At 37.0% G+C, this 24,982-nt stretch carries 21 protein-coding genes; 7 read left to right on the top strand and 14 right to left on the bottom strand.

Annotation, left to right across the window (positions count from 1 at the left end; genetic code table 11):
* Positions 1 to 2,352 (top strand): hypothetical protein, encoded by a 2,352-nt coding sequence (locus K0B81_03975; protein MBW6515761.1) that lies wholly within the window; start codon positions 1 to 3, stop codon positions 2,350 to 2,352.
* A 69-nt stretch (positions 2,353 to 2,421) separates the two neighbouring features.
* Positions 2,422 to 4,311: an adenylate/guanylate cyclase domain-containing protein gene (locus tag K0B81_03970; protein MBW6515760.1), complete on the top strand. Its 1,890-nt coding sequence runs from the start codon at positions 2,422 to 2,424 to the stop codon at positions 4,309 to 4,311.
* 107 nt (positions 4,312 to 4,418) lie between these two features.
* Here K0B81_03970 and aroA read toward each other — a convergent pair whose 3' ends face one another.
* From aroA to gpmI, 5 genes are all read right to left on the bottom strand, one after another.
* Entirely contained in the window at positions 4,419 to 5,675 is a 1,257-nt protein-coding gene (gene aroA, locus K0B81_03965) for a 3-phosphoshikimate 1-carboxyvinyltransferase (protein ID MBW6515759.1), read from the bottom strand.
* A gap of 14 nt (positions 5,676 to 5,689) precedes the next feature.
* A complete protein-coding gene (gene ileS, locus K0B81_03960; GenBank protein MBW6515758.1) occupies positions 5,690 to 8,821 on the bottom strand; it encodes an isoleucine--tRNA ligase in 3,132 nt (1,043 codons plus the stop codon).
* A 66-nt stretch (positions 8,822 to 8,887) separates the two neighbouring features.
* Positions 8,888 to 9,139 (bottom strand): hypothetical protein, encoded by a 252-nt coding sequence (locus tag K0B81_03955; GenBank protein ID MBW6515757.1) that lies wholly within the window; start codon positions 9,137 to 9,139, stop codon positions 8,888 to 8,890.
* Between the two features lie 113 nt (positions 9,140 to 9,252).
* Complete coding sequence (locus K0B81_03950) at positions 9,253 to 9,672, bottom strand: hypothetical protein (GenBank protein ID MBW6515756.1); 420 nt, start codon at positions 9,670 to 9,672, stop codon at positions 9,253 to 9,255.
* A 15-nt stretch (positions 9,673 to 9,687) separates the two neighbouring features.
* On the bottom strand, positions 9,688 to 11,229 hold the full coding sequence (gene gpmI, locus K0B81_03945) for a 2,3-bisphosphoglycerate-independent phosphoglycerate mutase (protein ID MBW6515755.1): 1,542 nt from the start codon (positions 11,227 to 11,229) through the stop codon (positions 9,688 to 9,690).
* Between the two features lie 336 nt (positions 11,230 to 11,565).
* Between gpmI and coaBC the strand changes: the two genes are divergently transcribed.
* From coaBC to K0B81_03920, 5 genes are read left to right on the top strand one after another with little or no spacing between them, the layout of a single operon-like run.
* Positions 11,566 to 12,735 carry a bifunctional phosphopantothenoylcysteine decarboxylase/phosphopantothenate--cysteine ligase CoaBC gene (coaBC, locus tag K0B81_03940; GenBank protein ID MBW6515754.1) on the top strand — a complete coding sequence of 390 codons (1,170 nt, stop codon included), beginning with the start codon at positions 11,566 to 11,568 and terminating at the stop codon, positions 12,733 to 12,735.
* The gene (locus K0B81_03935) at positions 12,735 to 13,514 is read left to right on the top strand and encodes an SDR family oxidoreductase (protein MBW6515753.1); all 780 of its coding nucleotides are present in this window, start codon (positions 12,735 to 12,737) and stop codon (positions 13,512 to 13,514) included. The genes coaBC and K0B81_03935 overlap by 1 nt, the downstream gene beginning before the upstream one ends.
* Positions 13,514 to 14,284 (top strand): DUF3108 domain-containing protein, encoded by a 771-nt coding sequence (locus tag K0B81_03930; protein ID MBW6515752.1) that lies wholly within the window; start codon positions 13,514 to 13,516, stop codon positions 14,282 to 14,284. The genes K0B81_03935 and K0B81_03930 overlap by 1 nt, the downstream gene beginning before the upstream one ends.
* Positions 14,268 to 15,335 (top strand): tRNA preQ1(34) S-adenosylmethionine ribosyltransferase-isomerase QueA, encoded by a 1,068-nt coding sequence (queA, locus tag K0B81_03925; protein ID MBW6515751.1) that lies wholly within the window; start codon positions 14,268 to 14,270, stop codon positions 15,333 to 15,335. Before K0B81_03930 ends, queA begins: the two co-directional genes overlap by 17 nt.
* On the top strand, positions 15,332 to 16,090 hold the full coding sequence (locus K0B81_03920; GenBank protein ID MBW6515750.1) for a biotin--[acetyl-CoA-carboxylase] ligase: 759 nt from the start codon (positions 15,332 to 15,334) through the stop codon (positions 16,088 to 16,090). Before queA ends, K0B81_03920 begins: the two co-directional genes overlap by 4 nt.
* A 19-nt stretch (positions 16,091 to 16,109) precedes the next feature.
* On the opposite strand, the gene K0B81_03915 is transcribed toward K0B81_03920, so the two are convergent.
* From K0B81_03915 to K0B81_03875, 9 genes are all read right to left on the bottom strand, one after another.
* Positions 16,110 to 17,501, bottom strand: coding sequence for a UTP--glucose-1-phosphate uridylyltransferase (locus K0B81_03915; GenBank protein ID MBW6515749.1), 1,392 nt, complete (start codon positions 17,499 to 17,501; stop codon positions 16,110 to 16,112).
* Between the two features lie 261 nt (positions 17,502 to 17,762).
* Positions 17,763 to 18,218 (bottom strand): CBS domain-containing protein, encoded by a 456-nt coding sequence (locus K0B81_03910; protein ID MBW6515748.1) that lies wholly within the window; start codon positions 18,216 to 18,218, stop codon positions 17,763 to 17,765.
* Positions 18,219 to 18,678: 460 nt separating this feature from the next.
* Positions 18,679 to 19,335, bottom strand: a complete 657-nt coding sequence (gene hypB / locus K0B81_03905) for a hydrogenase nickel incorporation protein HypB (protein ID MBW6515747.1) — start codon at positions 19,333 to 19,335, stop codon at positions 18,679 to 18,681.
* A 10-nt stretch (positions 19,336 to 19,345) separates the two neighbouring features.
* On the bottom strand, positions 19,346 to 19,708 hold the full coding sequence (locus tag K0B81_03900) for a hydrogenase maturation nickel metallochaperone HypA (protein MBW6515746.1): 363 nt from the start codon (positions 19,706 to 19,708) through the stop codon (positions 19,346 to 19,348).
* A gap of 53 nt (positions 19,709 to 19,761) precedes the next feature.
* Entirely contained in the window at positions 19,762 to 20,745 is a 984-nt protein-coding gene (gene hypE, locus K0B81_03895; protein ID MBW6515745.1) for a hydrogenase expression/formation protein HypE, read from the bottom strand.
* Positions 20,735 to 21,787 carry a hydrogenase formation protein HypD gene (hypD, locus tag K0B81_03890; GenBank protein MBW6515744.1) on the bottom strand — a complete coding sequence of 351 codons (1,053 nt, stop codon included), beginning with the start codon at positions 21,785 to 21,787 and terminating at the stop codon, positions 20,735 to 20,737. The genes hypE and hypD overlap by 11 nt, the downstream gene beginning before the upstream one ends.
* Positions 21,788 to 21,897: 110 nt before the next feature.
* Positions 21,898 to 22,122: a HypC/HybG/HupF family hydrogenase formation chaperone gene (locus tag K0B81_03885; GenBank protein MBW6515743.1), complete on the bottom strand. Its 225-nt coding sequence runs from the start codon at positions 22,120 to 22,122 to the stop codon at positions 21,898 to 21,900.
* Positions 22,119 to 24,383, bottom strand: a complete 2,265-nt coding sequence (gene hypF, locus K0B81_03880) for a carbamoyltransferase HypF (protein ID MBW6515742.1) — start codon at positions 24,381 to 24,383, stop codon at positions 22,119 to 22,121. Before hypF ends, K0B81_03885 begins: the two co-directional genes overlap by 4 nt.
* 82 nt (positions 24,384 to 24,465) lie before the next feature.
* Positions 24,466 to 24,930: a hydrogenase maturation protease gene (locus K0B81_03875; protein ID MBW6515741.1), complete on the bottom strand. Its 465-nt coding sequence runs from the start codon at positions 24,928 to 24,930 to the stop codon at positions 24,466 to 24,468.
* Between the last annotated feature and the right edge of the window lie 52 nt (positions 24,931 to 24,982).

The raw sequence follows: 24,982 nt of genomic DNA, 5'->3' as shown, positions 1-24,982 counted from the left end.
ATGAAAGCAATTTTCTTCCTCATATTGATAGCTTTGTCTTTGTCTCTCAATGCCGAGATAATATTGCAGCATTTTCCACCTTCGGAATTGCATCGAAACGACGAGACTGCAGTTATATTGAATATTCTTGGACCTTATGATGATATCGAAGAAATTGTTTTTTCCTACAGAACAATTGGACAGGAGACTTATGATGAGATAATTCGCAGTCGCTTTGAAATTATCTCAAGAGAAGTCCTCTTTCGATTGCCAAGAATTCCTATCTCTTTGAGTGGTTACGAATATCTATTCACTGTCAAGATATCTGATAGCACAATCATAACTCTCCCTGAAAACCAACCGAAAATCAACCCTTTCAGAGTTTTTGCTCCTGTAACAATGCCGGCAGTAACAGGATTTATATTGCTCAACCCGGTAACCAGTGTTAGTTTTGATCAAGATTTAGTATTAGGGGTATCATTTTACAATCTTGAAAATATTATTGAACCCAATTCTATTATACTATTCCAAAATGGTAGAGATGTAACTAATTTAGCTACTATTACCCCTCCATTATTGGTTTACAGTATAAATAACCCTCGATCAGGTAACTATCTTTTCCAGATAAGGGCTTTAAGTTATGATGGGAAACTGATGGAGTCACCAGTTTGGAGTTACAATGTTGAATCCAGACCGACTTTTATTGATGATCTTCCCTTTGATTTTCGAGGAAATGCTGTTTTCAATTCCAATGTCCGTAGTGTTTCTGATTCTAACAGCAGTTTTCAAGGTCTTTCGCAAAATGATGCTAGTTTGAGGTTGAATCTACAGGCACGACAGGATTGGTTTTTATTCAGAAGCAGATTTTACCTCTCATCTTATGAGAGTAGCTCCAGACAACCAATCAATCGCTATTCATTAGGAGTTACAGTTCCCTATTTCGATCTCGATCTGATAGACTCAACTCCAAACTATGGTACTTTTCTCCTGAGTAATAAAAACATCCGAGGTATCTCAGGGAAATTGCATTATCAAAAGGTGGCTCTCAAATCAGCTTATGGACAAACAACAAGAGCAGTTGACGGACAAACCATTTCTGAAGTTCTATATACAGCCGGAACGTTTCAGCGAAATACTCTCGCCTCCAAGTTAGAATTTGGTAGTCAGGAGAGCTTTCTTTTAGGCATTGGATTTGTAAAAAACAAAGATAAGATGTCTTCAATAGACGAAAAATATTATATTGTGGAAACAGATACAACTTATATAGCTTTAACTACACCAAAAGATAATTTTGTCATCGGAAGCGATTTGAGATTAGCTTTAGATAGACAACGGTTAATTTTTGGTGCTGAGATCGCTGCCAGCTTGTATAACAGCAACATTATCGATGGTGTGTTAAGCAAGGATAGTCTGGAAACTTTTTTAGATGAGTCGATACCTTTTGACCCTGAATCGTATGAAAGTATCATAATTATAAACAAAAACATGGAACCAATAATACCTAACATAGCTAACCTTGCTTACAGATTATACCTAAACTGGTTCATAGCAGGTAATTTCATTAATGTTTCCTATTCGCAAGTCGGTGCTAGTTTTCGTTCATTATCTTCAGGATATTTACAGAATGATGCCCGTATATTTACTATTTCAGATAACGTTAGTTTGTTAAATAATCAGCTGATCTTAGACGCCGGACTGAACATAATCCGAGATAACCTTTCTGAACAGAAGCTTACTACAACAACTAATACAAACTGGTATTTACAGTCAATGGTCCGACCTCGTGAACTTCCTTATATGAGATTTGGATACAATACGAATTCCTTTGCTGATGATCTGGATGATAGCAACATCAAACAAAAAATGGGTACTTTTAATATCGGTGTCGGATATCATTTTGTGCAAAATCCATACACTATTACTACTCTTGATCTCGGCCTCTCTTTCTCCAATGATAGGGATCAGACTGATTTCAATACCTTCGATCTCAAGCGAAATAGTTTCCAACTCTCTGTTTTCAATTCGCTTAAAGATATACCATTAGTAACTAGATTTAATTTCACTAATTCAATGCATAAAGATAATAGTCAATTTGGATATGATAGCAGACATTACCGCTCTTTCAGCATAAGAAATGAGTATTCTCTATTGGATAGAACTGTAAGGCCATACTTGAATCTACGGCTCAATACATTTAGCGGAGATCAGGAATCGCAGTTATCATCAAACTTTGAATTAGGTACCATCTACTCTCCATTCCCCACAACTACGATCAACACTAGTATGGAGCTAATGAATTACAACAATAAAGACGTTTCCGATCTCGATTATTCTAGATATACTTGGAAACTCAATATCGCTCAGAGATTTTGATCCTAATAACGACCAGATATTTAATAATAGTAGTGATACTCTTCTTAGAATAACTACTTTGGAGTTATGATGTTTAAAAAGAACATACATTATCTGATCATTCCAATTATTCTATTTATTTTCGCTCAGATCATCTTCCAGACTCATTTCTGGCATTTCTTAGAATATAAAGCATATGACACCCTGTTCCGTATCAGGGGAGTAAAGCAAACAACAGAACAAATTGTTATTATTGCTATTGATGATGATTCATTCAGTTCTCTTGATATGCGCTGGCCCTTTCCCAGAGAGCTATATGCCCGCATGATCAACAACTTGAACAGGGCTGGAGCGAAACAGATCGTCTTCGATATCAGTTTTACAGAAACTTCTTACCTGGATGATGATGAAGCTCTGATCAAAGCTGCTGAAGAGTTCGAAAATGTTATTTTTGCCGGAAAAATGGTGCATGATCATCGAACACGATATGATATTACACAATTGATCAAACCAATACCCCCAATCAGAGAAAGGAATTTCAACTGGGGACTGGTCAATATTAGCCCAGATATTGATGGATTTATCAGAAGATATACTCTCTTTGAAGAATATGGGCATCTATTTTATTATCCAATCGGAATCGTATCTTTAGCAAACCTTTATCAATACGATTATTACTGGAAAAGCAAGATCCACTTAGAAGCTGGTTTTATTAACCTACATGATTGCAAAATTCCTAAAATTTATGGTAATCGTGCACTCATTCAATACTATGGACCACCAAAGACTTTTCAGCATTTTTCCTTTTCCAGTGTTATCGATGATAGTGATTATCTCCTGCCTGGTATTGAAACCGAGGATTTCCAGATAAACGAATTCTATTATCTTCTTGATAGGGAAGTATTTAAGGATAAAATTGTTCTAATTGGTGCAACTGTTGATGAATTGCATGATGTGTTTCAAACACCCTTTACATCACAACGTTTGATGCCCGGAGTAGAAATTCATGCTAATTTTATCGAAATGGTGCTACAGAATGATTTCTTAGAGACTTTCTCACCCTTCTATATGTTTTTTATCGTATTGTTGGTTGCGCTTCTCTGTTACTTTATCTTTACAAATATGAAGCCGGTAATTTCTCTTTTTTTTAGTTTACTCTTCATCTTTGCTTATCTCTTTCTTGCCTTCTCATACTTTACTAACAGTAACCTTGTACTTGCCTTACTTCCAATACCATTCATCATAATCGTTACTTATCTTGGTAGTTTGGTTTATCATTACATAAAAGCAAGCAGAGAACGTAAGTTTATTAAGAAAACCTTTATGCATTTCATGGCGCCGGAATTAGTCAATGAACTGCTAAAAAATCCAAAGATGCTCAAGTATGGTGGTGCACAACAAGAAATAACCGTACTCTTTTCAGATATACGTGATTTTACAAACTACTCTGAAAAACACTCACCGCAGGACACAGTTACAATATTACAGGAATACCTGACCGAGATGGTAGAGATAATTATCAAAAACCGCGGTATTGTGGATAAGTTCGTTGGTGATGAGATCATGGCACTATACGGAACTCCGGTTAAATTAGAAAACTCAGCACTTGCTGCCTGTAAGTCAGCAGTACAAATGCGGCTTAGGATGAACGAACTTTGTAAAAAATGGGAAAAAGAGGGCAAAGATATTTTCGAAATCGGGATCGGTATTAATACCGGTCCTGCTGTTGTCGGAAACCTCGGTTCGCAGCAGATCTTCGATTATACTGCTATCGGAGATACAATAAACCTTTGTGCCCGTTTAGAAAACCTTAACAAAGAGTATGAAACCCAAACCAAGATCATAATCAGCGAATATACACTACAACATGTAGAGAAATTTGTCGATGTCAGGTTTATTGACGAAGTTAAAGTAAAGGGAAAAGATATCGCTGTTAAGATATATGAACTAGTCAATATCAAAGTAACACCAATAACATAAGGGCTTAATAGAATCCGACCCTTTAGCGGATTAGATAATCTAAATACAAAAGATCTGTCTATTACAGTTCTTTGGATATAGAGGTATATAAAGCATTACTTATGTTGTTACACAGTAATCATCGCTAACTTATCGAAAAAATCCGGAAAAGATTTTCTTACAGATTCTCTTGAATCTATTTGTATCTGCTGAAAAATTGATGTTAAAATTGTAAAAGACATTACTAATCTGTGATCATTATAAGTGTTGAGAGTTACTGGTGGTGGATCGGATAATAGGGGGTTAATAGTTAAAGTTTCTCCTTCGAAGTGAATATCAATTCCGATTTTTAATAACTCTGTTACTAGGGCTGAAATACGGTCTGACTCTTTATATCTGAGATGGTGAATATTCGTTATCTTAGTCTTACTGTCTGCAAATAGTGCAAGAACAGCTAAAGTCGGCACTTGATCAGGCATATCACCCATATCAGCCTCAGTACCGTGTAATGCTCTACTCTTAACAGTTATTGTCTTGCCTGTAATGTTCACTGCTGCACCCATATTCCGTAATAGTTCAAGAAATTGAAAATCTGCCTGCTGTGAGGTTGTTTTTTCTGTTACTATACCTATCGGATTGCTGCTTAATGCCCCTAAAGCCCAAAAATAGCAGGCAGAAGAAAAGTCTTCTTCTATGGTATAAGTCTCGGGATTTAGATAATCTTGTTGGTTAATGACAACATAACCTTCCTCCCTATATATCTTGATTCCAAATGATTCCAGAACCTTTAAGGTCAAAGAGATATAGGAAGATGAAACCTGTTCTTTGGTTTGTTTAATCCTAATCCCTTTCTCAAAGAGGGGAGTTGAGAGTAAGATCGCACTCAAAAATTGACTGCTGATAGAAGCGTTTTGGGCAAGAATTTCTTCCGCTTCTTTGGTCAGAGACAGGAATACCTTACCTTTTACATATATCATAGTCCCTGATTTAAAAGCATCTCCACCTAAAGCAGGGATTAAATCCAAAAAAGGTTCAACTGGACGTTCATTGAGTTGCGGACTAAGTTTTATTCTGGCGTTCATATCTTGCCAACCTGCCAATCTGAGAAGGAGAAATCTTAAAGCAGCTGCAGAATCTTTGATATATATATCAGGATTTAGAGTTACTGTTGTGGGTGGACTTAAATTGAGAAAATCTTTTTCAACTTGTGATTTAAAACCCAATATCTGAAGAGCTTCTAACAGTGTTATAGAATCTTCACATGAAGGAAAGTTGTAGATCTTGAGCGGTTTGTTTAAAAATGTAGCAACGATCAAAGCTCTGATGGCGATAGATTTAGAACCGGGCAGGGTTATCAACCCCTGCCCGTTAAATGTATATTTCATGAAATCGTTAAAAACTATACTATTTTTGAGATGATCAAATATACATCCTTGCCGTTGATATCCATCTTCTTCATATCGGGAAGGATCTCAGAAGTACGTTCGATATTGACTGTCAGGGTCTCATTCTTGATATACTCTGCAAATTGCTCGAAGACTTCAGCCAGCTCATCATCACTGCTATATTTGATCTCGATATTATCCATGATCTCAAAATCGAGTTCTTTACGAGTATATTGGATTTTATTTACCAGCTCGCGGGCAAATCCCTCTTTTATTAACTCGGGTGTTAATCTGATATCTAAAGCAACGAATTTATCCTTCTCACTTTCCAGTACAAAACCTTCCTTGTTTTCGTATGTGATAAATAGATCATCTTCATCAATCTTGATACTGTTTCCTTCAACTGAGATGTAATATGACTTTCCTTTATTGAACATATCAACTATTTGATTTGCATTAGCATCCTCAAGAATAGAAGAGATCTGTTTCATATACTTGCCATATTTCGGACCCATCGTCTTGAAGTTCGGTTTAACAATATAATCAACAAGCTGGCTCTTATTCTCCAGAAACAAGATCTCTTTTACATTGATCTCTTCCTTGATCAGTTCTGCCATCTTCTCAGCTGTAGCTTGATACTCTTGCGGGACATAGAGTGCCTGAAGTGTCTGTCTAACTTTGATATGACAGTTGTTGCGGGCAGTTCTGCCTAAAGAAACCAGATCAATGATCACACCCATCTCTTCTTCCAGTTTCTTATCAATATAATCCGGATTAGCAAGGGGATAATCTGTTAGATGAACACTCTTTCCTTTAGTCAGATTTGTATAGATTTCTTCTGCTAAATATGGCGCAAATGGTGCTAGTAGTTTACTGACATTGACCATGACATAAAATAGTGTTTTGTAGGCATCTTCTTTGTCTTTGGTCAAACTCATTGCCCAATACCTTCGACGTGCTCTACGAACATACCAGTTGCTCAACTCATCAAGAATAAAGTCCTGTAATAGACGAACCGAACGAGTAAGTTCATATCTTTCATTATAGTAATTAATCTCTGTCACTAATGAATGAAAGCGGGAAACTATCCATCTGTCAAGATCAGCTGTAAACTCAGAGGGATCAATTTTATCCTCTGATGTTTCATATTGATCAATATTGGCATAAGTAGCAAAGAAGGAATACACATTCTTCATCGTTCCAATAAGCTTGTTCAGTACTTCCTCTACCCCTTTGGTATCAAATTTGGTTGGTACCCATGGGGGACTGACAGCAAGCAGATACCATCTGATTGCATCTGCTCCATATTGTTGCATCAACTCAACCGGATTGACTGTATTTCCTTTGCTCTTGCTCATCTTCTGACCGGTCTTATCAAGAATTAGATCATTGACCAATACACTGCGAAAAGAAGAACGACCTTTCAAAATAGTTGAGATTGCTAACATAGTATAAAACCAACCTCTCGTCTGATCGATCCCTTCTGAGATAAAGTCAGCCGGGAAAAGATCGGTATCAAACTCTTCTTCTCTCTCAAAAGGATAGTGCCATTGGGCAAAAGGCATGGAGCCACTATCAAACCAACAATCAATTACCTCGGGTGTTCTGTTCATTTTACTCTGACAATGAGGACAGGTGAGCTCAATATCGTCAATATAGGGACGGTGAAGTTCAATATCATCTAGTACCGGTTCACCGTTCTTTTGCTTTCCAAATTTCTTTAATTCTTCAATCGAACCAATAGACTGTTTATAATCACAATTTTCACAGAGCCAGATGTTGAGTGGAGTCCCCCAAAATCTGTTACGGCTGATTGCCCAATCTACATTGTTCTCCAACCATTCACCAAATCTCTTTTCTCCCACAAAGGGCGGATACCATTTAATTTTGCGGTTCTCTTCCATCATTAATTCTTTGAATTCGCTTGTACGAATGTACCATGAAGAGCGGGCAAAATAGATCAAAGGCCAATCACAACGCCAGCAGAATGGATAACTGTGAGTAATTTGAGCTCTCTTGTAAAGCAAACCTCTATCTTTGAGGTTGCGCATAATTCCTTTGTCGGCATCTTTGACAAACAGACCTGCCCAATCAGTGATCTCAGCTGTAAATTTTCCTAATTCATCAACTGGTTGCAGGAAGGGCAACTCATATTTTAGCCCGGTATTATAGTCATCCTGCCCGAAAGCAGGAGCAGTATGTACTATTCCTGTTCCGTCTTCTGTAGTTACATAATCTGCTGTAGCAATGAAAAACGCTCTCAGTTCGGGCTTGATAAAAGGAAAGAGTTGTTCATATTCTCGATTTGATAAGTCTTTTCCTGGCATTTCTTGAATGATATCATATTCACCGTCTATTACTGAGAGACTATCCTTTGCTAAATAGAGATATTCATCTTGATGTTTGATTTTGACGTATGCCTCTTCAGGATTAACAACTAAAGCAACATTTGATATCAAAGTCCATGGTGTCGTTGTCCATGCTAAATAGTATGTATCTTTTTCATCAGTAGCCTTGAATTTGACAAAGACCGAAGGATCTTCGACATCCCGGTAGCCAAGCGCAACTTCATGGCTGGAAAGAGGTGTCTCACAACTTGGGCAATAAGGAACGATTTTATGTCCCTGATAGATAATTCCTTTGTTCCAAAACTGGTTAAGGATCCACCAGACTGATTCGATATAATTGTTTTCTAATGTTATATAGGGATTATCAAGATCAATCCAATATCCCATCATCTCTGTCATTTGTCGCCATTCTTTCTCATAATTAAAGACTGATTCCTTACACTTTTGACAGAACTTCTCAACTCCATATTTTTCAATAGCATTCTTATCTTTTAAACCGAGTTGTTTCTCTACTTCGATCTCGACAGGCAAACCATGAGTATCCCAACCGGCTTTACGATTGACTTCATACCCTTTCATGGTTTTATAGCGACATACTGTATCTTTAATAGCCCGAGAAATCACATGATGGATACCCGGCTTACCGTTAGCAGTAGGAGGTCCTTCATAAAAAATGAATTTGGGAGCTTTCTGCCTAAACTGCATGCTTTCCAGTACGATACCATTTTCATGCCAGTAATCTCTGATTCTCTTTTCGAAATCACTACTCTTTTCCTTTAAATCAATTAACTTATACATTTCAATATCTCCTGAAGCTCATTTCAAATCACTTCTAAAACAAAATTCGATTTTATCTAATGATTTTCATCCTTCTTGTTCTTCTTCCTCAAACATCTCATGATAAAATTCCCTTAACTCCGGAATCTGTGACACATACTCTTTCCATTCCTTCATTATCGCTTCTTCATCGACACATTTATGGCAGGGTATTACTAAATTTTCAGGAGTATAGCCAATATATCCCCTGTCATAACAGTGACCACAAGTTTTCTTTATCCTGTGTTTGCTAATTATCTCTTTAGCTTTATTCTGGTGTTCTTCCGGTAATCTAAACATGTTGTATCCTAATACTCCTTAGTTATTCAAAAACTTTTCTTATAGTGATTGTGTCAAATACTTTATGTGGTTTAAGGTGAAGTTAAGCTAAAGAAAATTTATGATGTTTACTCTTAATTTCTTAAAATAGCAGGTCTGTAGATTTCAACCGTGGCATGGCTTAACTCTTCCCCTTCATACAGAGGTCGTGCCCACCTCTCGACTATCTTACGGTATCTTCTTTGTGTTCGTGGAGGTATATCAATTGCTGTAATTCTACTGGCTATTTCGTCTCCTCTGGTTGTATATAATCTAATTAAAACAGACTCTTCTTTCTGCATTCTTGTTTTATTGGCAACTACAAACAAGACATCAACACTTGCCATTGTTTGATCAGTCAATTCAATATCGGTTATCTCATAATAAGTTTCTCTCTTATCGTACCAACAAGAACGTAATACAAGTCCGAAGATTACAGCTCCTAAAAGAATGAGCTTAAGACTCGGAGGAATAGCTCTTCTTCTCGTATAATCGGGTCTTTCAATATGGGGCATAATCCTTGACCTCTGTTATTGACATTCTTTTATTAAACATTTAACATCCATCTCTTCAGGTATTGGAATATCAAGCATCGAAAGAATTGTAGGTGCTAAGGCACCAAGGACATTCTCTTCTATACTGAAATCGTTTCCTTCCTGACGGTATATGCCAATTGGAACTATATTAGTCGTGTGAGCAGTAAATATATTGTCATTTTCATCGAGCATCTTCTCGGCATTACCATGATCTGCTGTTATTATTATATCATATCCATGCCTTTTTGCTTGAGGCACTATTTCGCCAACACAAAGATCTACTGTCTCTACTGCCTTAACTGCTGCTTCAAACACTCCGGTATGCCCAACCATATCACAATTGGCAAAATTAACTACTATCAAACTGTACTCTTCTTGCTGAAGTGCTTGTAATAGCTTATCTTTAACTTCAAGAGCACTCATTTCGGGTTGCAGATCATAAGATGCGACCTTAGGTGATGGAATCAGTATTCTCTCTTCTCCCTTAAATGGTTCTTCTCTTCCGCAATTAAAAAAGAAAGTTACGTGGGCATATTTCTCTGTTTCTGCTAATCTTAACTGTTTTAAATCATGATTAGCGAGTACTTCACCAAGGATATTCTTCAACTCCGGATTTCTAAAAGCTACTTCCAAATATGGATTAAAAGAGATATCATACTCACTCATTGAGACAAAATGGAGATTTTTAAACTTCTCCACAGGGAAATCATTAAAATCCGGGATAATAAAAGCTCTGGTTAGTTGTCGTGTGCGATCTGCTCTGAAATTGAGAAAGATAATCGAATCACCATCTTCGATTCTTGCTACAGGTTTATCATTTTCTATAATAACTTTGGGAATTATAAACTCGTCTGTGATCTCATTTTCATAACTCTCTTTGATAGCCACTAAAGGATCTTCATACTTTTCTCCTTCTCCATGAACAAGAGCATCATAAGCTTTTTGAATCCTCTCCCACCGTTTATCTCTATCCATGGCATAATATCTACCTGAGATTGATGCCAATTTACCAAAGCCAAGATTCTTGCTCTGCTCCAGATAGTCTTTCATAAAACCCAAACCGGAATTAGGAAGTGTGTCTCTACCATCCATAAAGGCGTGAAGATAGACATTAGAAAATTCTTTACGCCGGCAAAGTTCTAGCAAAGCTTTCAAATGGTTTAGGTTGCTGTGAACATTACCATCAGAAAGAAGGATAAAAAGATGAAGTTTACTCTTGTTTTCTTTGGCATAATCTATCCCTTTATTGAGTGCTTTATTCTTGTAAAACTCTCCCTCTTCTATAAGTTTATCTATTAGGGTATTTAGTTGATAGACTACTCTACCTGCACCAATGTTCATGTGCCCTACCTCAGAGTTGCCCATGACTCCCTCCGGTAAACCGACATCCAAACCGGAAGTTTTTAATACACTTTGTGGATTATCTTTAAAAAACTGATCCATATTTGGTGTCGAAGCAGCTGCAATAGCATTTCCCTTTTTATCGGGATTAATTCCCCAGCCGTCTAAGATCATTAATAATACTCTTTTTTGCATCTCGTTCTTTCGTACTCCATTTTTCTTTGAGCTTAGAAGTTTTTTCTTATCAGAAATTAAGTCAATAAAAGAATAATTTAATAAGTTCCCACTACCTTATAGTTGACTTAACTTTCTTTGACCTTCTTATTGCTATTACGGCAAAAAAAATCATCGTTACGTTTTTCTGAACATTTATCGATCTCCTTAAAGTTTATCAGTCTATATTTACAACTAATCCTATATCTCAAGTTAACAACCCTGTTCTAATTTCAGGTGAATACCAATTTTTTCCTTTGACAAAAAGCACTGCTTATTTGTTTAGAGGTAATATTATAATAGTGATCAGAGGTACAGATGTTAAAAAACAAGAACATTCTGCTTGGAGTTACAGGTGGTATTGCTGCCTATAAAGCTGTTGAATTAGCCAGTAGATTAATAAAAGAGGGCGCTAATGTTAAAGTCATTCTAACAGGCAATGCACAAGAGTTTATAACTCCTTTAACATTTAGATCAATTACTAATCAATCTGTCGTAACAAGGCTGTTTAACAGTGAAGCCCCCATCGAACATATTTCTCTGGCTGAATGGAGCGATATAGTTGTTATAGCCCCAGCAACTGCTAATATAATAGGGAAAGTAGCTGGTGGTATAGCGGACGATTTGTTAAGTACGACTATCATGGCTGCTACTTCTCCCAAATTATTTGTTCCTGCAATGAATAGCTTCATGTGGGATAATTCTATTGTACAGGAAAATATAGATAAATTAGAACATTATGGATATATCTTTGTACCACCTGATACTGGTAGATTGGCTTGTGGATATGAAGGTAAAGGACGTTTCCCTGATATTTCGGAGATAATCTATTTTATCAAAAGTGCTCTCTACTATCAAATAGATCTTACCTCGCAGAAAGTGCTTGTAACAGCTGGAGCTTGTCGAGAATATCTTGACCCGATGCGTTATATATCCAATGAATCTTCCGGCAAGATGGGTTTAGCGTTAGCAAGAGCAGCTTATCATAGAGGTGCAGATGTCACACTCATTACAGGCCATATCTCTGAAGCAGCACCATATTATATAGATACTCATACTGCCTCAAGTTCAAAAGAAATGTATGATTTGACTCTGCGTTATGCGAAAGAGATGAATATGATAATAATGACTGCTGCTGTTACAGATTTTCAACCTCTCAAAAAAGAGGTGGATAAAATTAAAAAAGAAAAACTCAATGCTTCTGGATTGAATCTTAAACTAATTCCTACTGATGATATTTTAAAGAAGCTTGGTAGTAGCAAAAGTTCTTCTCAGACACTGGTCGGTTTTGCAGCAGAAACCACAAATATCGTAGTCAACGCTCGCAAGAAAATGCTCACTAAGAAATGTGATTTTATGATAGCAAACAACATTAACACAGCCGGCAAAGATGATACTCAACTTATTATTCTGGAAGAAGATAAGGAAACTGAAGTTGTTGGTGATAAGTTCTTTGTTGCTCATCAAATATGGGATAAGATAAAGTAATGAGTAACAAGAAACCTGCTATCTTGATTACCGGGGCTAACGGTAATATTGGTTCTGCTTTGGCTGCTTCTTTTGCCGAAGAGGGCTGTAAATTGATTCTATTCTGTCATCTTACCACTCATCGAATAGATAAATTAATTAAACAGTACGAATCTTCGATAAAAGTCATCAAGGCAGATATTACTAACCTTTCTGAATTGGAATCATCTTTGTTGCAGATCAATGAAGAACCCGATTTCTTTCCTAATGCTCTGATTCACACAGCTTCTATGAGAAGTATAGATTCTGCACCATTGATAGAAACCACTCCTGAATTGTGGGAAAAGATAATTGAGACCAATATCATTGGAACATATAATGTTTTGAAAGCAATTATCTCGCTCTTTCAAAAGAATAATGGAGCGAAAGATTTTGATAATTGGAGTAGAATAGTATTGCTGGGTTCTGATGTGAGTAGAATAGGACTCCCTAATGGTTCTGCTTACGCTGCTTCCAAAGCGGCTATCAGTAACATGACCCGTTCACTTTCTTATGAGTTGGCAGAACATAATATTCTCATTAATACTGTTTCACCCGGTCCGGTTGAAATTGATGACACTCATTTCACAGAACAATATCGTCGTTTCCGCTCAAAATACTACGATGAGATGCTCAAAAGAACACCATTAAAAAGACTGGCAAACCCATCTGATATCATCTCTTTATGTCGTTTCTTGATATCACGGGATAATAAATACATTACTGGCGAAGAGTTCTTTGTCACCGGAGGAAAACTATAATGCCTTTTAGAAAGAAATTGTTGATTATTAGTCTATTCTTGCTGCTAAACCTCCTAACACATCGCGGATATTCATCCTCCTTTCAAGACGGCGAAAAGTTGACTTTTGATATCAGATATGGTATCATAGGTGCTGGTCAAGCAACCCTGTCGGTTGAAGAGATTGAATTCAGAGAAAATACTCCTGCTTGGAAAATCACTTCTCAAGCGAGAACAAATCGTTTCTTTGATCGTATTTTTAAGGTACGTGACGAAATAGAATCAGTAATGGATAAAGATCTTTTCGTTTCCCACCGCTTTACAAAACAGTTAAGTGAAGGAAACTATCGGCAATACCGTATCCATTATTATTATCCAGAGCAGAACTACACTCTTTATATGCGTTGGGACTTTTCCAAAAATCAATTTGATGAAGAACGGATGGATATCCCACCGGAAACACATGATATTCTCTCTGCCTTCTATTGGTTGAGAACTCAAGATATTAGCCCGGGTGACTCTGTTGTCGTCAATGTAACAGCTGATGGACGAAATTATCCCGCTGAAGTTAGAATTCATCGAATAGAAACAATAAAAACTATTTTTGGCAATAAAGAATGTCTCGTTGTTGAACCAATTTTGGAAGGTGATGCTATTTTTAAACAGACAGGCGAAATCCTTATCTGGTTAACCAATGACGTATATAAGATTCCAGTAAGAATGCAGAGTAAAGTAATTTTTGGGAGCTTCACGGCTACCCTATCCGAAGCGGTGAATGTCCCTTACAAATAGATCTACATATTTTTATGAACTGCCCGGGGAATTGATAGCTCAATATCCCCACAAAAAAAGAGACGATTGTAGATTACTTTGTCTCGATAAGCAAAGTGGTAAAGTATCTCATAAAAGCTTTCCTGATCTTCTTTCTCACTTACATTCAGGTGATGTACTTGTTTTGAATACTTCAAAAGTAATCCCTGCTCGATTGAAAGGAAGAAAGGAGAGTGGAGCAGCTGTTGAAGTACTTTTATTAAGAGAATTACAACCTAATCGCTGGGAATGTCTCGTAAAACCGGGTAACCGTTTGAAAAAGGGTACTAAGATCAATTTTTCTGATGATCTTCGTGCAACAATAGTTGAACATTTTACAGAAGGTATGAGAGTTATTGACTTTCATCATTCAGGTGATTTTTGGCAAATACTTGATCATTTGGGAGAAATGCCGTTACCCCCCTACATCAAAAGAAATACTATCATTGATGACTCTGAAAACTACCAGACTGTTTATGCTAAAGAAAGAGGTTCTGCTGCTGCACCTACTGCCGGATTACATTTCTCTAAAGATTTACTTAACTCACTTACAGAAAAAGGAGTGATCGTAACAAGTGTTATTCTGCATATTGGTCTGGACACATTTCGTCCGGTAAAAGTAGAGAATATACTCGAGCATCAGATGCATAGAGAGTTCTGTTCGATATCTCAAGAAAGTGCGTCTATAATCAATCAAGCCAAGCTAGAGGGCAGAAGAATAATTGCAGTAGGAACAACTTGTGTTAGAACTCTGGAGAGCTTTATTGAGCATAATTTTCAAAAAAATGGTATCTCAATGAATAATAGAAATCATATTCAAAGTGGTTCAAAATGGTCAGATCTCTTTATTTATCCCGGTTTTAAGTTTCAAATAGTTGATGGATTATTGACAAATTTTCATCTGCCTGAATCTACTCTATTGATGCTTGTTTCTGCATTTGCAGGTTATGAGAATGTTATGGCTGCCTATCAGCAGGCAGTTCAAGAGAGATATCGATTCTTTAGCTATGGGGATGCAATGTTGATAATATGAGAGAGATACCTTTTTTCGATCAGATCATTAATTATCAGAAAACCGACAGCACTTTTATTCGGGCTAAGAACCTCATTTTAAGCAAAGATGTGCAGGGAAATTTTCTCTGTATTGCTGAAACACAAACTGTTGGAAAAGGTCGTAATGATAAATATTGGTTTTCTCCAATCGGTGGTTTGTGGATGACTGCCGGATTTTACAATCTCCCTTTAAAAAGCTCATTAACTCTATATTTAGCTATCTCAATCGTTAATGCATTAATCAAGCTTTATCCTGAGATCGCTGATAATGTATATATCAAGTGGCCAAATGATCTTATCTTGAAAAATAAGAAACTGGGTGGTATTCTGACTTCTGCATATCCGAACCTGAAATACATTCTTTCGGGTATAGGATTGAATACTAATAATCGAGAATTCCCCAGTGAATTGAACAATATTGCGATATCATTATCAGAGTATGTCAGAAAGCTAATAGATAACGAGCTCCTTCTCTATGAAATTTTTAACAATTTTGCGGAAGGACTACCGGATTATTTGGATAACGAATTGGGAAAGCTTAAACAACTATTTAACGAGCGGTTCTCATATTTAAAGAATAAGAAAGTTCATATTCAAACTAAATTCGAAGAACTGCATGGCGTTGCCAAAGGAATAAATGATAAAGGTGCCTTGATCCTTCTATTGGAAAACGGCACTTTCCTTCCTGTTTATAGTGGTTCAGTAACGAAAATAGATGACATAACTATTATTTAACTTATTATTGATTATACAGTTAAAAACACTTATCTTTCTTTATTACCATGTCATAAACATAGACCGGTTGTTGTGTTTGTATTTTGACTATACCCTCAATAGCTACATCTTCACCGAAATGAAAATCACCAATAATCTCTAACCTCTGACAATTCTTTAAGGACGGTGCACCGTTAGGAAATCTTGTTTCCAACTGTTCAATTGTTTTAAAGTATTCCTCATCGAGTATAATAGATGGTATTGCTTTGCACTCTTCGTTTAATACGATACGAAAATCATCTGTTAATGTATAGGCATCAGACCAGATCGTTAGTAGATCATTAGTCTTCTTTACCGGAGCGAATCTTTCTCTTGGAACTATGAGTGCTTTAGAACTGGAGAACATGCTAATCGCAGCTCCCATTGCCGTCTCAATTTGAATTACGGAAGTCCCTTCTACATCTTTGGTGTTCAAAATAATAGGTAACATAAAGAGATTTTTGTTTTCAACCATAATCTTCTTTAATTCTATGAGATTGATCCAGAGATTATTCGTATTAAAGAATTTATAAAGCTCAATATCCTGAAATTCTCCCAATTCCTCTTCCGGGCATTGTGCTATCTCTCTCAAGACCAATTGGTTGGAGATATCTTGAGCTAAATGTCCACCTTTCTTATCAATCTCTGAACGTAAGCAAACTTCCATTAAGAAGGGTACATTCTCACCGACAATATAGTTTAAGATCTTTTCGTCAACTACTGCACCCAGATTATCTGAATTAGATATAAAAGCATACTCTATTCCCGATTCCAGCAGTTTATCCAAAACTCCCGAAATAGCCATTGCCATGTAGATATCTCCGTGACCGGGAGGATTCCAATTCTGGTTCTCATCAAAAGGATGCTGATACGGCTCCATTGTTTCTCTGATAATCCGTGGATACTTATTTTGTGTGAAACTTAGCGGTACTTTAAAGAGACCCAAGTCAGGATATTTTTCTAAGTATTGTAGTGTATCTTCATTTGTGTTAAAGCTGTTCATGAATATAAGCGGAATTTCTTTTTCGGTTCGATTTCTTAGAGATAAGACCTGCCGAATTATAACATCCAGAAAATTCATCTTTCCTTTAACAGGGAGCAGTGATTTTGCTCTTTTGAGACCCATAGAGGTCCCTAAGCCACCGTTCAGTTTGATAATTACCAATTTATCCAGATTTTCTCGACTGGTCTGTTTTAATCCTGAATAGTCAACAAGATTGGATTTGTCGGGAGGATCGATTTCACTATTGCTCATTTTGCCGGTAATGCCAAGCATTACCTGATGAAAGTAGAAGAGAAACGTCTCGGTAATCAAGTCATGTAACCCTTCCTGTTTCATGATGTGACGGTAACGGTCTAATAACTGATTACGATCATTAGAACTGTCCGACATGTTCCTTTCCTCTAATAATGGTATTATTCCCGCTTATTCAATAAGGTTTTAATGATATATATCTCTTTAGTAGGAATAATCTAATTATTATATACATTACACGTGCTATAACAAGACCCGATTATCCTTGAGAGTTGATATTAGATGATACCATCAGAAGTTTCTATTCTTCCGAAAAAAGGTACTCTTTATTACTTATTAGAAGTGTGATCGATCTTTATTTTTTATTGTTTTAGTATTAATGTTTGATGTAATTAACCCTTAGGCAGGATATTTCCCTGTTACATAATTTGTTAGATCATTGACATCTTTTCTGGCATCCCTTAAGAGCATCCTGAATATATCTCTCATTGAGATCAGACCGTGTAAAACCCCCTCTTTATCAATAATCGGAAGATGACGAACACCCTTATCCGTCATGACCTCCATTATCTCTCCAATCGTCTCTTCACCATCGATTGTGATTAAATTCTCTTTAGGAGTCATTATTTCTTTAACAGGTAAATGTCCAACCAGATCATTAGTACTGGCAAGTTTCTTCATTACATCACGTTCACTAAATATGCCGATCACGTTTTCTTGATCATCTAAAACAATCAAAGCACCAATGTGGTGGATATTCATAATATCTACTGCATCTTTGATTGTTGTGTCTCCCTTTACAGCATGAATTACATTTTTTCTGATGTCAAACAGCTCTTTTAATTCTCTGTTCATAGTATCTCCTTCTTATTTAGTTTTATATACTGGCTTAAATTTTAACTCTTCTTAGTTGTTATGCTAGAAATTATGTCCATCATTGAATTAACTTCATCAGAAAAGAACGATTTTCTTGCTATTACTATATAATACTTATTCCAACAAATCATCCTGTTTTTAAGTCACCTGTTTATTCTCTATCAATAACAAATTTAGAAATCATAAAAAGATGTGTCAAACTATTTCTGCTGAAAGTTATTACAACGTATAATCTTAAAGTTTTTTTAGATTTTTTCTTATGGTTTACCTTTAGTGAGCACACGAGTCGGCGGTAACCGACTCGTATGCTCACTAAAGAATGATCAGAGAAATATTGGGTATGAGTAACTCGTTAAAAAGGTAATGATGAAATGACGAAAAAAGCTTTACCATTCTTTTTTTAGCTCTGTGCTCAATTCCTTTTGTTTAAACTGTTTTACTAATACTTTCTCTTCTTTAAAAACTTGAACCATCTTTCTAAGCCCTGACCTGATTTAGCCGAGAGTTCTATGATCTCCATCTGGGGATTAATGTTTCTTATGTTTTCTTTGAGTTTAGCAATTTCAAAATCAAGATAGGGTAGTAAATCGATTTTAGAAATGATACAGAGCTGTGAATTGCGGAAAGCTAATGGGTATTTTAACGGTTTGTCTTCACCTTCCGTGACACTTATTACTACAGCATTGATATGTGCACCGATATCAAACTCAGCCGGACAAACCAAATTTCCAATGTTTTCTACAAAGAGATAATCAATGTTGGAAAGATCAATTTCTTCCAGAGCAGAACGAATCCAACCTGCTTCTAAATGACAGTCACCTCCAAATGGTCCTGTATTAATTTGATAGACTTGTATAGCGGCTTTTGCTAAACGTTCCGAGTCCAAAGTTGTTTGGATGTCACCTTCAATAGCAAAGATATTTTTAGAAAATCTCTCTGCCATCTTTTCAATCAAAGTAGTTTTCCCTGAACCGGGAGAACTCATTAAATTTACATAGAGAATTCTCTTCTGTTGCATTTCGCTTCTTAAATCGTCAGCGATCCTGTCGTTAATATTTAGGATCTTTTGCATCACTTTGATTTCTTTGGTATTCATTACAAACTCCTCAACAATTTTTATCTTTGTCCACTCCGATAAGAGATTCAATATACAGCTCATTGCCTTCTACTACTTCAGTTTTAATAGAACCACACTCAGAACAGGAAAAATTGGCTTCTTTTAACAAAATCACTGCATTACAGCTCTTGCAGCGGATCTTAAGTTCGCGCTCTTCTATTACCAGAAGAGCATTTGAAAAACCTGCATAATCCTTTTTCATAAGTTCGAAATACATATCCATCACTTCTCTGACTATCTGATGAAATTTTCCCACAATTACTTTTACTGTTTGTACTTCATTTAACCCCGATTCTTCTCGACTCTTAGCAGCTATCTCAAAGAGTGATTTTACTATGACACCTTCGTGCATCTTCGACCTCTAACTTTTCTATTATCATTTATTGTCAATATAACATGCAATCATTAACAGATTCTCGGTAAGGGGTCTGATGTCAACATCAAAAGCGGGCGCAAACTTCCGATAGCTGTCCTCAGATATACTCCCTTTACCGCTAAGGTGACTTCACCAATTATTGACGCTTCTTCGCCTAAATGATGCTCCTGTAATTGATGAATTAACTTGTCATCAGCATCGTTTATGAATGCTAATAGTTTCCCTTCATTTGCCATATAGAGCGGATCCAATCCTAATAGCCCACAAACAGCTGATGTCGAATCTTTAACAGGAACTTTGCTCTCTTCTATTATGATCCCCAAACCGGTCTCTTCGTATATTTCGTTGAGAATAGTAGCTACACCACCCCTTGTGGCATCTCTGGTAAATCTTAGTTTACCTGATCTTAAGAGAATTTGCACTATTTCATAAAGATCTGCACAATCACTTTTAGGGGGAGGTTCTAATCCTAACTTCTGTCGTGCATTAATGATAGCTATTGTATGGTCTCCCAAGGTACCATTAACCAGAATTTTGTCACCTTCCCTAATATTTTTCGCTGATAAGTCTATTTCCGGTTCGATAAAACCTACACCTGAAGTAGTAATAAATATACCGTCACACTTATTTTTTTCTACAACTTTGGTGTCACCGCCTATTATTTTTACTCCTGCTTCAGCAGCTGCTTTTTGCATAGAGGCAACGATCTTCCGTAAATCTTCTATTAGAAAACCCTCTTCAATAATAAAACTCGCTAATAAAAAGGCAGGTTTACTGCCACTCATACTGAGATCGTTAAGGGTACCGGTTACGGAGAGTTTCCCAATATCACCCCCGGGGAAAAAGAGCGGTTGCACAACATAGGCATCTGTAGTAGTGACGATTCTATCGTTGATATGAACTGCATCATCGAGTGCCGGTAAGTGAAACTGACTGTCAAAGACATCATGGATCAATTGCCTTGTTAAACCTGCACCACTGCCATGTCCAAGAGTAATTACTTTATCTTTCATATTTGTAATAGGCGGCACAACTCCCTTCAGAAGAGACCATACAGGGACCGACCGGATTTTGAGGATTACACACTTTATCGAATAGTGTACAAGAGGGGGGAATGATCTTCCCCTGTAATACATCACCACAGCGGCATTGAGGATTCTCTGGTATGTCAGTAATCCTCAATCCGTATTTTTTGAGAGCATCGAATTGGGCATACTCCTCTCTAATAGAAAGACCGGAATTTGGTATCCATCCCAAACCCCTCCAGAGAGCATCCTGAACTGCAAATACCTCAAACATAACAGCTTGGGCATTTTTATTACCATCTTTCGTTACTACTCTTTCATATTCGTTGATTATCTGCGGTTGATCCAAATTCTCTAAGAGTTTCTTAATACCAACAATGATATCGAGTGGCTCAAATCCTGTTACAACACCTCCAATTCCATATTTTTGAGGAATAAAGTTATATGCTGCTGAGCCGATAATGACACTAACATGTCCCGGTAATAAAAAGCCATCGATTTTTGTTTCTTCACCGGCGATAAGGGCTTCTAATGCCGGTGGAACAAGTTTGCATGCTGGTAGAACAGAGAAATTAGATACATTTTGCTGTTTGGCTATTTTAATGGTATGGGCTATACCCGGTATCGTTGTTTCAAAACCAATTCCGACAAATATCGTTTCAACTTGCTTAGCCAGTTCCAGGGCTTCCATAGGTGAATAAACCACTTCCACTCTTAGACCTAAAGCTCGTGCTTTTTCTAAAGTACCTGATGAACCGGGAACTCTTAACAGATCACCAAAGGTCGCTATAGTAACCTTCTTTAACTTGGAAAGTTCATCTATTACTGATGAAGGGGTTACACAGACAGGACAACCTGGTCCTGATATCAGTTTAATCTTCTTGGGAAGTAATTTGCGAATGCCCCATTTGCCAATTGCCATAGTATGGGTACCGCAAACTTCCATGAATTTCACTGAAGCCGTATGTTTTTTAATATCATCTATGACATGATTGATCAAATCCGGTTGTCGATACTTTTGTAAATCCATAGTTCTTTATCTAATCTAAAATTAACAATAGATCATTGAGAATCGATAGCTGGTAAAAATGATAGTTATTCTCTTCAAAGTCAACCTTAACCTCAACCTTGTCCTAACCTCTATTTATATGCCTCTTGCAGAATATTGATCATTTCAAAGGCATCCTTCTCAGACATTATTTCTAAACCGAACCCGGTGTGAATAATAATCCAATCTCCTTCAATGGCATTGGGAATAAAAGCGAGAGATATCTCTTTACTTACGCCACCTAAATCAACGATACCTTTGTTACCATCCAAATTCTTTATTAATCTACCCGGGATTGCTAAACACATTTTACTTATCCTTTTATTATTGTACGATTGGCAATCAGTGCCTGTCCGACAGAGACTGCCCCATCATTAGAAGGAAGCTGTGAAGAGTAATAAACTGTAAAGTTATTTCTTGTTAACTCATTGATCAGCCCTTTCAGAAGAACCATATTCTGCATCACACCGCCGGATAAGATGACTTTTCTGAGTCCGGCAGAATGTGACAGATTATTTACTACAGCAAGTGAAAAATCTACTATTGTCTTGTGAAACCGAAGTGCTATGATCCGTTTATCTGCTCCCTGTAATACATCTTCTCTAACATTCTTGATCAGTGGAATAATGTCAATTTCGCTTTCATTGATCTGATAATCATAAGGATTGACTTCATCTAAAGAAGCTTTTCCACAAAGATATTCCAGAGCCATTGCCGATTGAGCTTCAAAAGTTATTTGTGGGAACAGACCAAGCATAGCAGCGATACAATCAAAGAGACGACCCATACTGGAGGTTTGAAAGAGATTGAATTGATTCTCTATCTGCTTATCGATAATACTCTTTTCAAATTCTGAGATCTCCTGCAGTTCTGGCACCTCGACTCCGGCATGTTTCAAATAGGCATAGGCAATACGAACGGGATGAGTGATCGTTGCATCACCTCCCGGCAAAGGCATATAATTCAAATGATATCTTCGTGTAAAATCTTTATAATCGGCAATAAATATTTCTCCTCCCCAGATAGCTCCATCTGTTCCGTAACCAGTACCATCATAAGAAATCCCGATCACCGGTTCATCGAGTAGAAACTCTCCCATAACTGCAGCTATATGAGCATGATGATGTTGCACTTTCACCAATGGCAGAGAGATCTTCTCGGCGAATCTGGTCGTCATATAATCAGGATGCAGATCACAAGCAACGAGTTCCGGTTTGATCTTAAACCAATCCAGATATTTAATATATGTTTCTTGATAGAATTCCTGAGTTGCTATGCTGTTATTATTACCAATGTAAGGAGAATGGTAGAGTGAGTCTTGATCAGTGAGAGCAAAAGCGATCTTTAGCTCTGCTCCAGCTCCAAAAGTAGGAACTGTTTTAAATGGTAATAGTAGCGGAGTAGGTATATACCCTCTTGATCGACGGATGAAAATTGATGTAAATTTTATTTGTGAAGTTGAAATTAAGGGTGAGATAATCGAGTCATCATTACGATTTAGGATGGGTCGGTTGTGAGTCAGATAAAAATCACATAAGCCGGTTAAACCCTCTTCTGTGATGGCAATCGGTTCATCATTGATATTCCCGGAGGTCATCACAAGGAATGGTAATTTAATAGGATCTGGCAAAAATGATTTATTATGGAACAATTGATAGTGATGAGGTGCATAAGGTAAGAAAATACCTAAATAGGGATTTAAGGGAGCTACTGATTGAGCGATAGGACTTTCGGACAATTTTGGCAGTAAGAGTATTGGTGCAGCCGGTGATTTCATCAATTCCAGTTGTGATTCCGGACAATCGGCTATTTCTCTGACTCTAACAACTTCACACATCACAGCAAATGGTTTATGTGGTCTGTTCTTTCGTCTTCTCAACTCATTAACAGCTGCATTATTGGTCGCATCACAGGCAATATGGAATCCACCTATCCCCTTGATGCCTAATATTTTACCCTCGTGAAGAGCTTTTAAGCAATTCTCTATCGGATCCCCGGATACTTCTCGCAGCGTACTGTCCAAAAACCTGAGTTGCGGTCCGCATACAGGGCAAGCAATTGGTTGGGCGTGAAATCTCCTATTCGTGGGATCTTCATATTGACCGCGACAGTAGTCACACATCTCAAATACCTTCATTGAAGTAACCGGTCTGTCATAGGGTGTTTTCTCTATTATTGAATAGCGTGGTCCACAGTTAGTGCAATTGATGAATGCATAATTGAATCTTTGATCTTGCGGGTCTTTCAACTCATCAATGCAATCATTACAAACTGCTAGATCCGGTGAAATAAATGTCAGACCTTCATTGGATAGACTCTTACGGATCTCAAAGGTTTTAAAACCCTGTTCAGGAAACTCTTTTACAATGAATCTATCTATCCGGGCTGCAGGCGGTTTTTTCCCTTGTAAGTCATCTATGAAACTTTGAAGAACAGTATCTAAACCTTCAACTTCAATCGTGACACCCTGACTGGAATTTAGAACAAATCCCTTGAGATCAAACTGCTTAGCCAGATTATAAACAAAGGGTCGGAAACCGACACCCTGTACTATACCGTTAATTTCGATTCGTAACATAAGGATAATCCACTGATGAACACAGATCTAAAAAACAATAGATACAGATAAAAATACAAACTAAATATAAACTCCCGGTCATCTATATATTTTCGTTGATAAAGGCGATCAATTCATCCGCTTTTTGTAAAACGATAGTGGATATCTCTTCCCCGAAACCGACAAACAGAGGCTGTATTCCTAATATATAGGTTTGCATCTCGAAAAATTCCGATATTCTTCCGAGTGAAATAGTATGTGTATGAAGTGAATTGTCCTGTATTTCATTTACCGAGAAGAGATTTACATAACCCGGTTCTTTATTGAAGTCGGTGCAATCTACCATAACAAGAACATCGGGTGCTAAAGTATTGATCTTTCCTACATATTTCTCAATCCCGCTCTCGACTATCAAAACCTGCTTTCTTTCTGTTGTTTGAAGTTTCTCACAGATATAAATCCCGATAGCATCGTCACTCTTTAAACGATTACCTACACCTACGAAGAGAATGTTTTGAGATACATCATTGAATAAGGGGGCAAGAATTTCTTTTAACTTGTTATTCATAGGGAAGATAAATCAAACTTAGTATAATGATGTTTATAGGATCTTGTTTTAG

The sequence above is a fragment of the Candidatus Cloacimonadota bacterium genome, from assembly GCA_019429305.1.
Lineage (GTDB): Bacteria > Cloacimonadota > Cloacimonadia > Cloacimonadales > JAJBBL01 > JAHYIR01.
The sequence above is the reverse complement of the archived record's forward strand: the minus strand, read 5'-3'. Positions and strand labels throughout refer to the sequence as shown.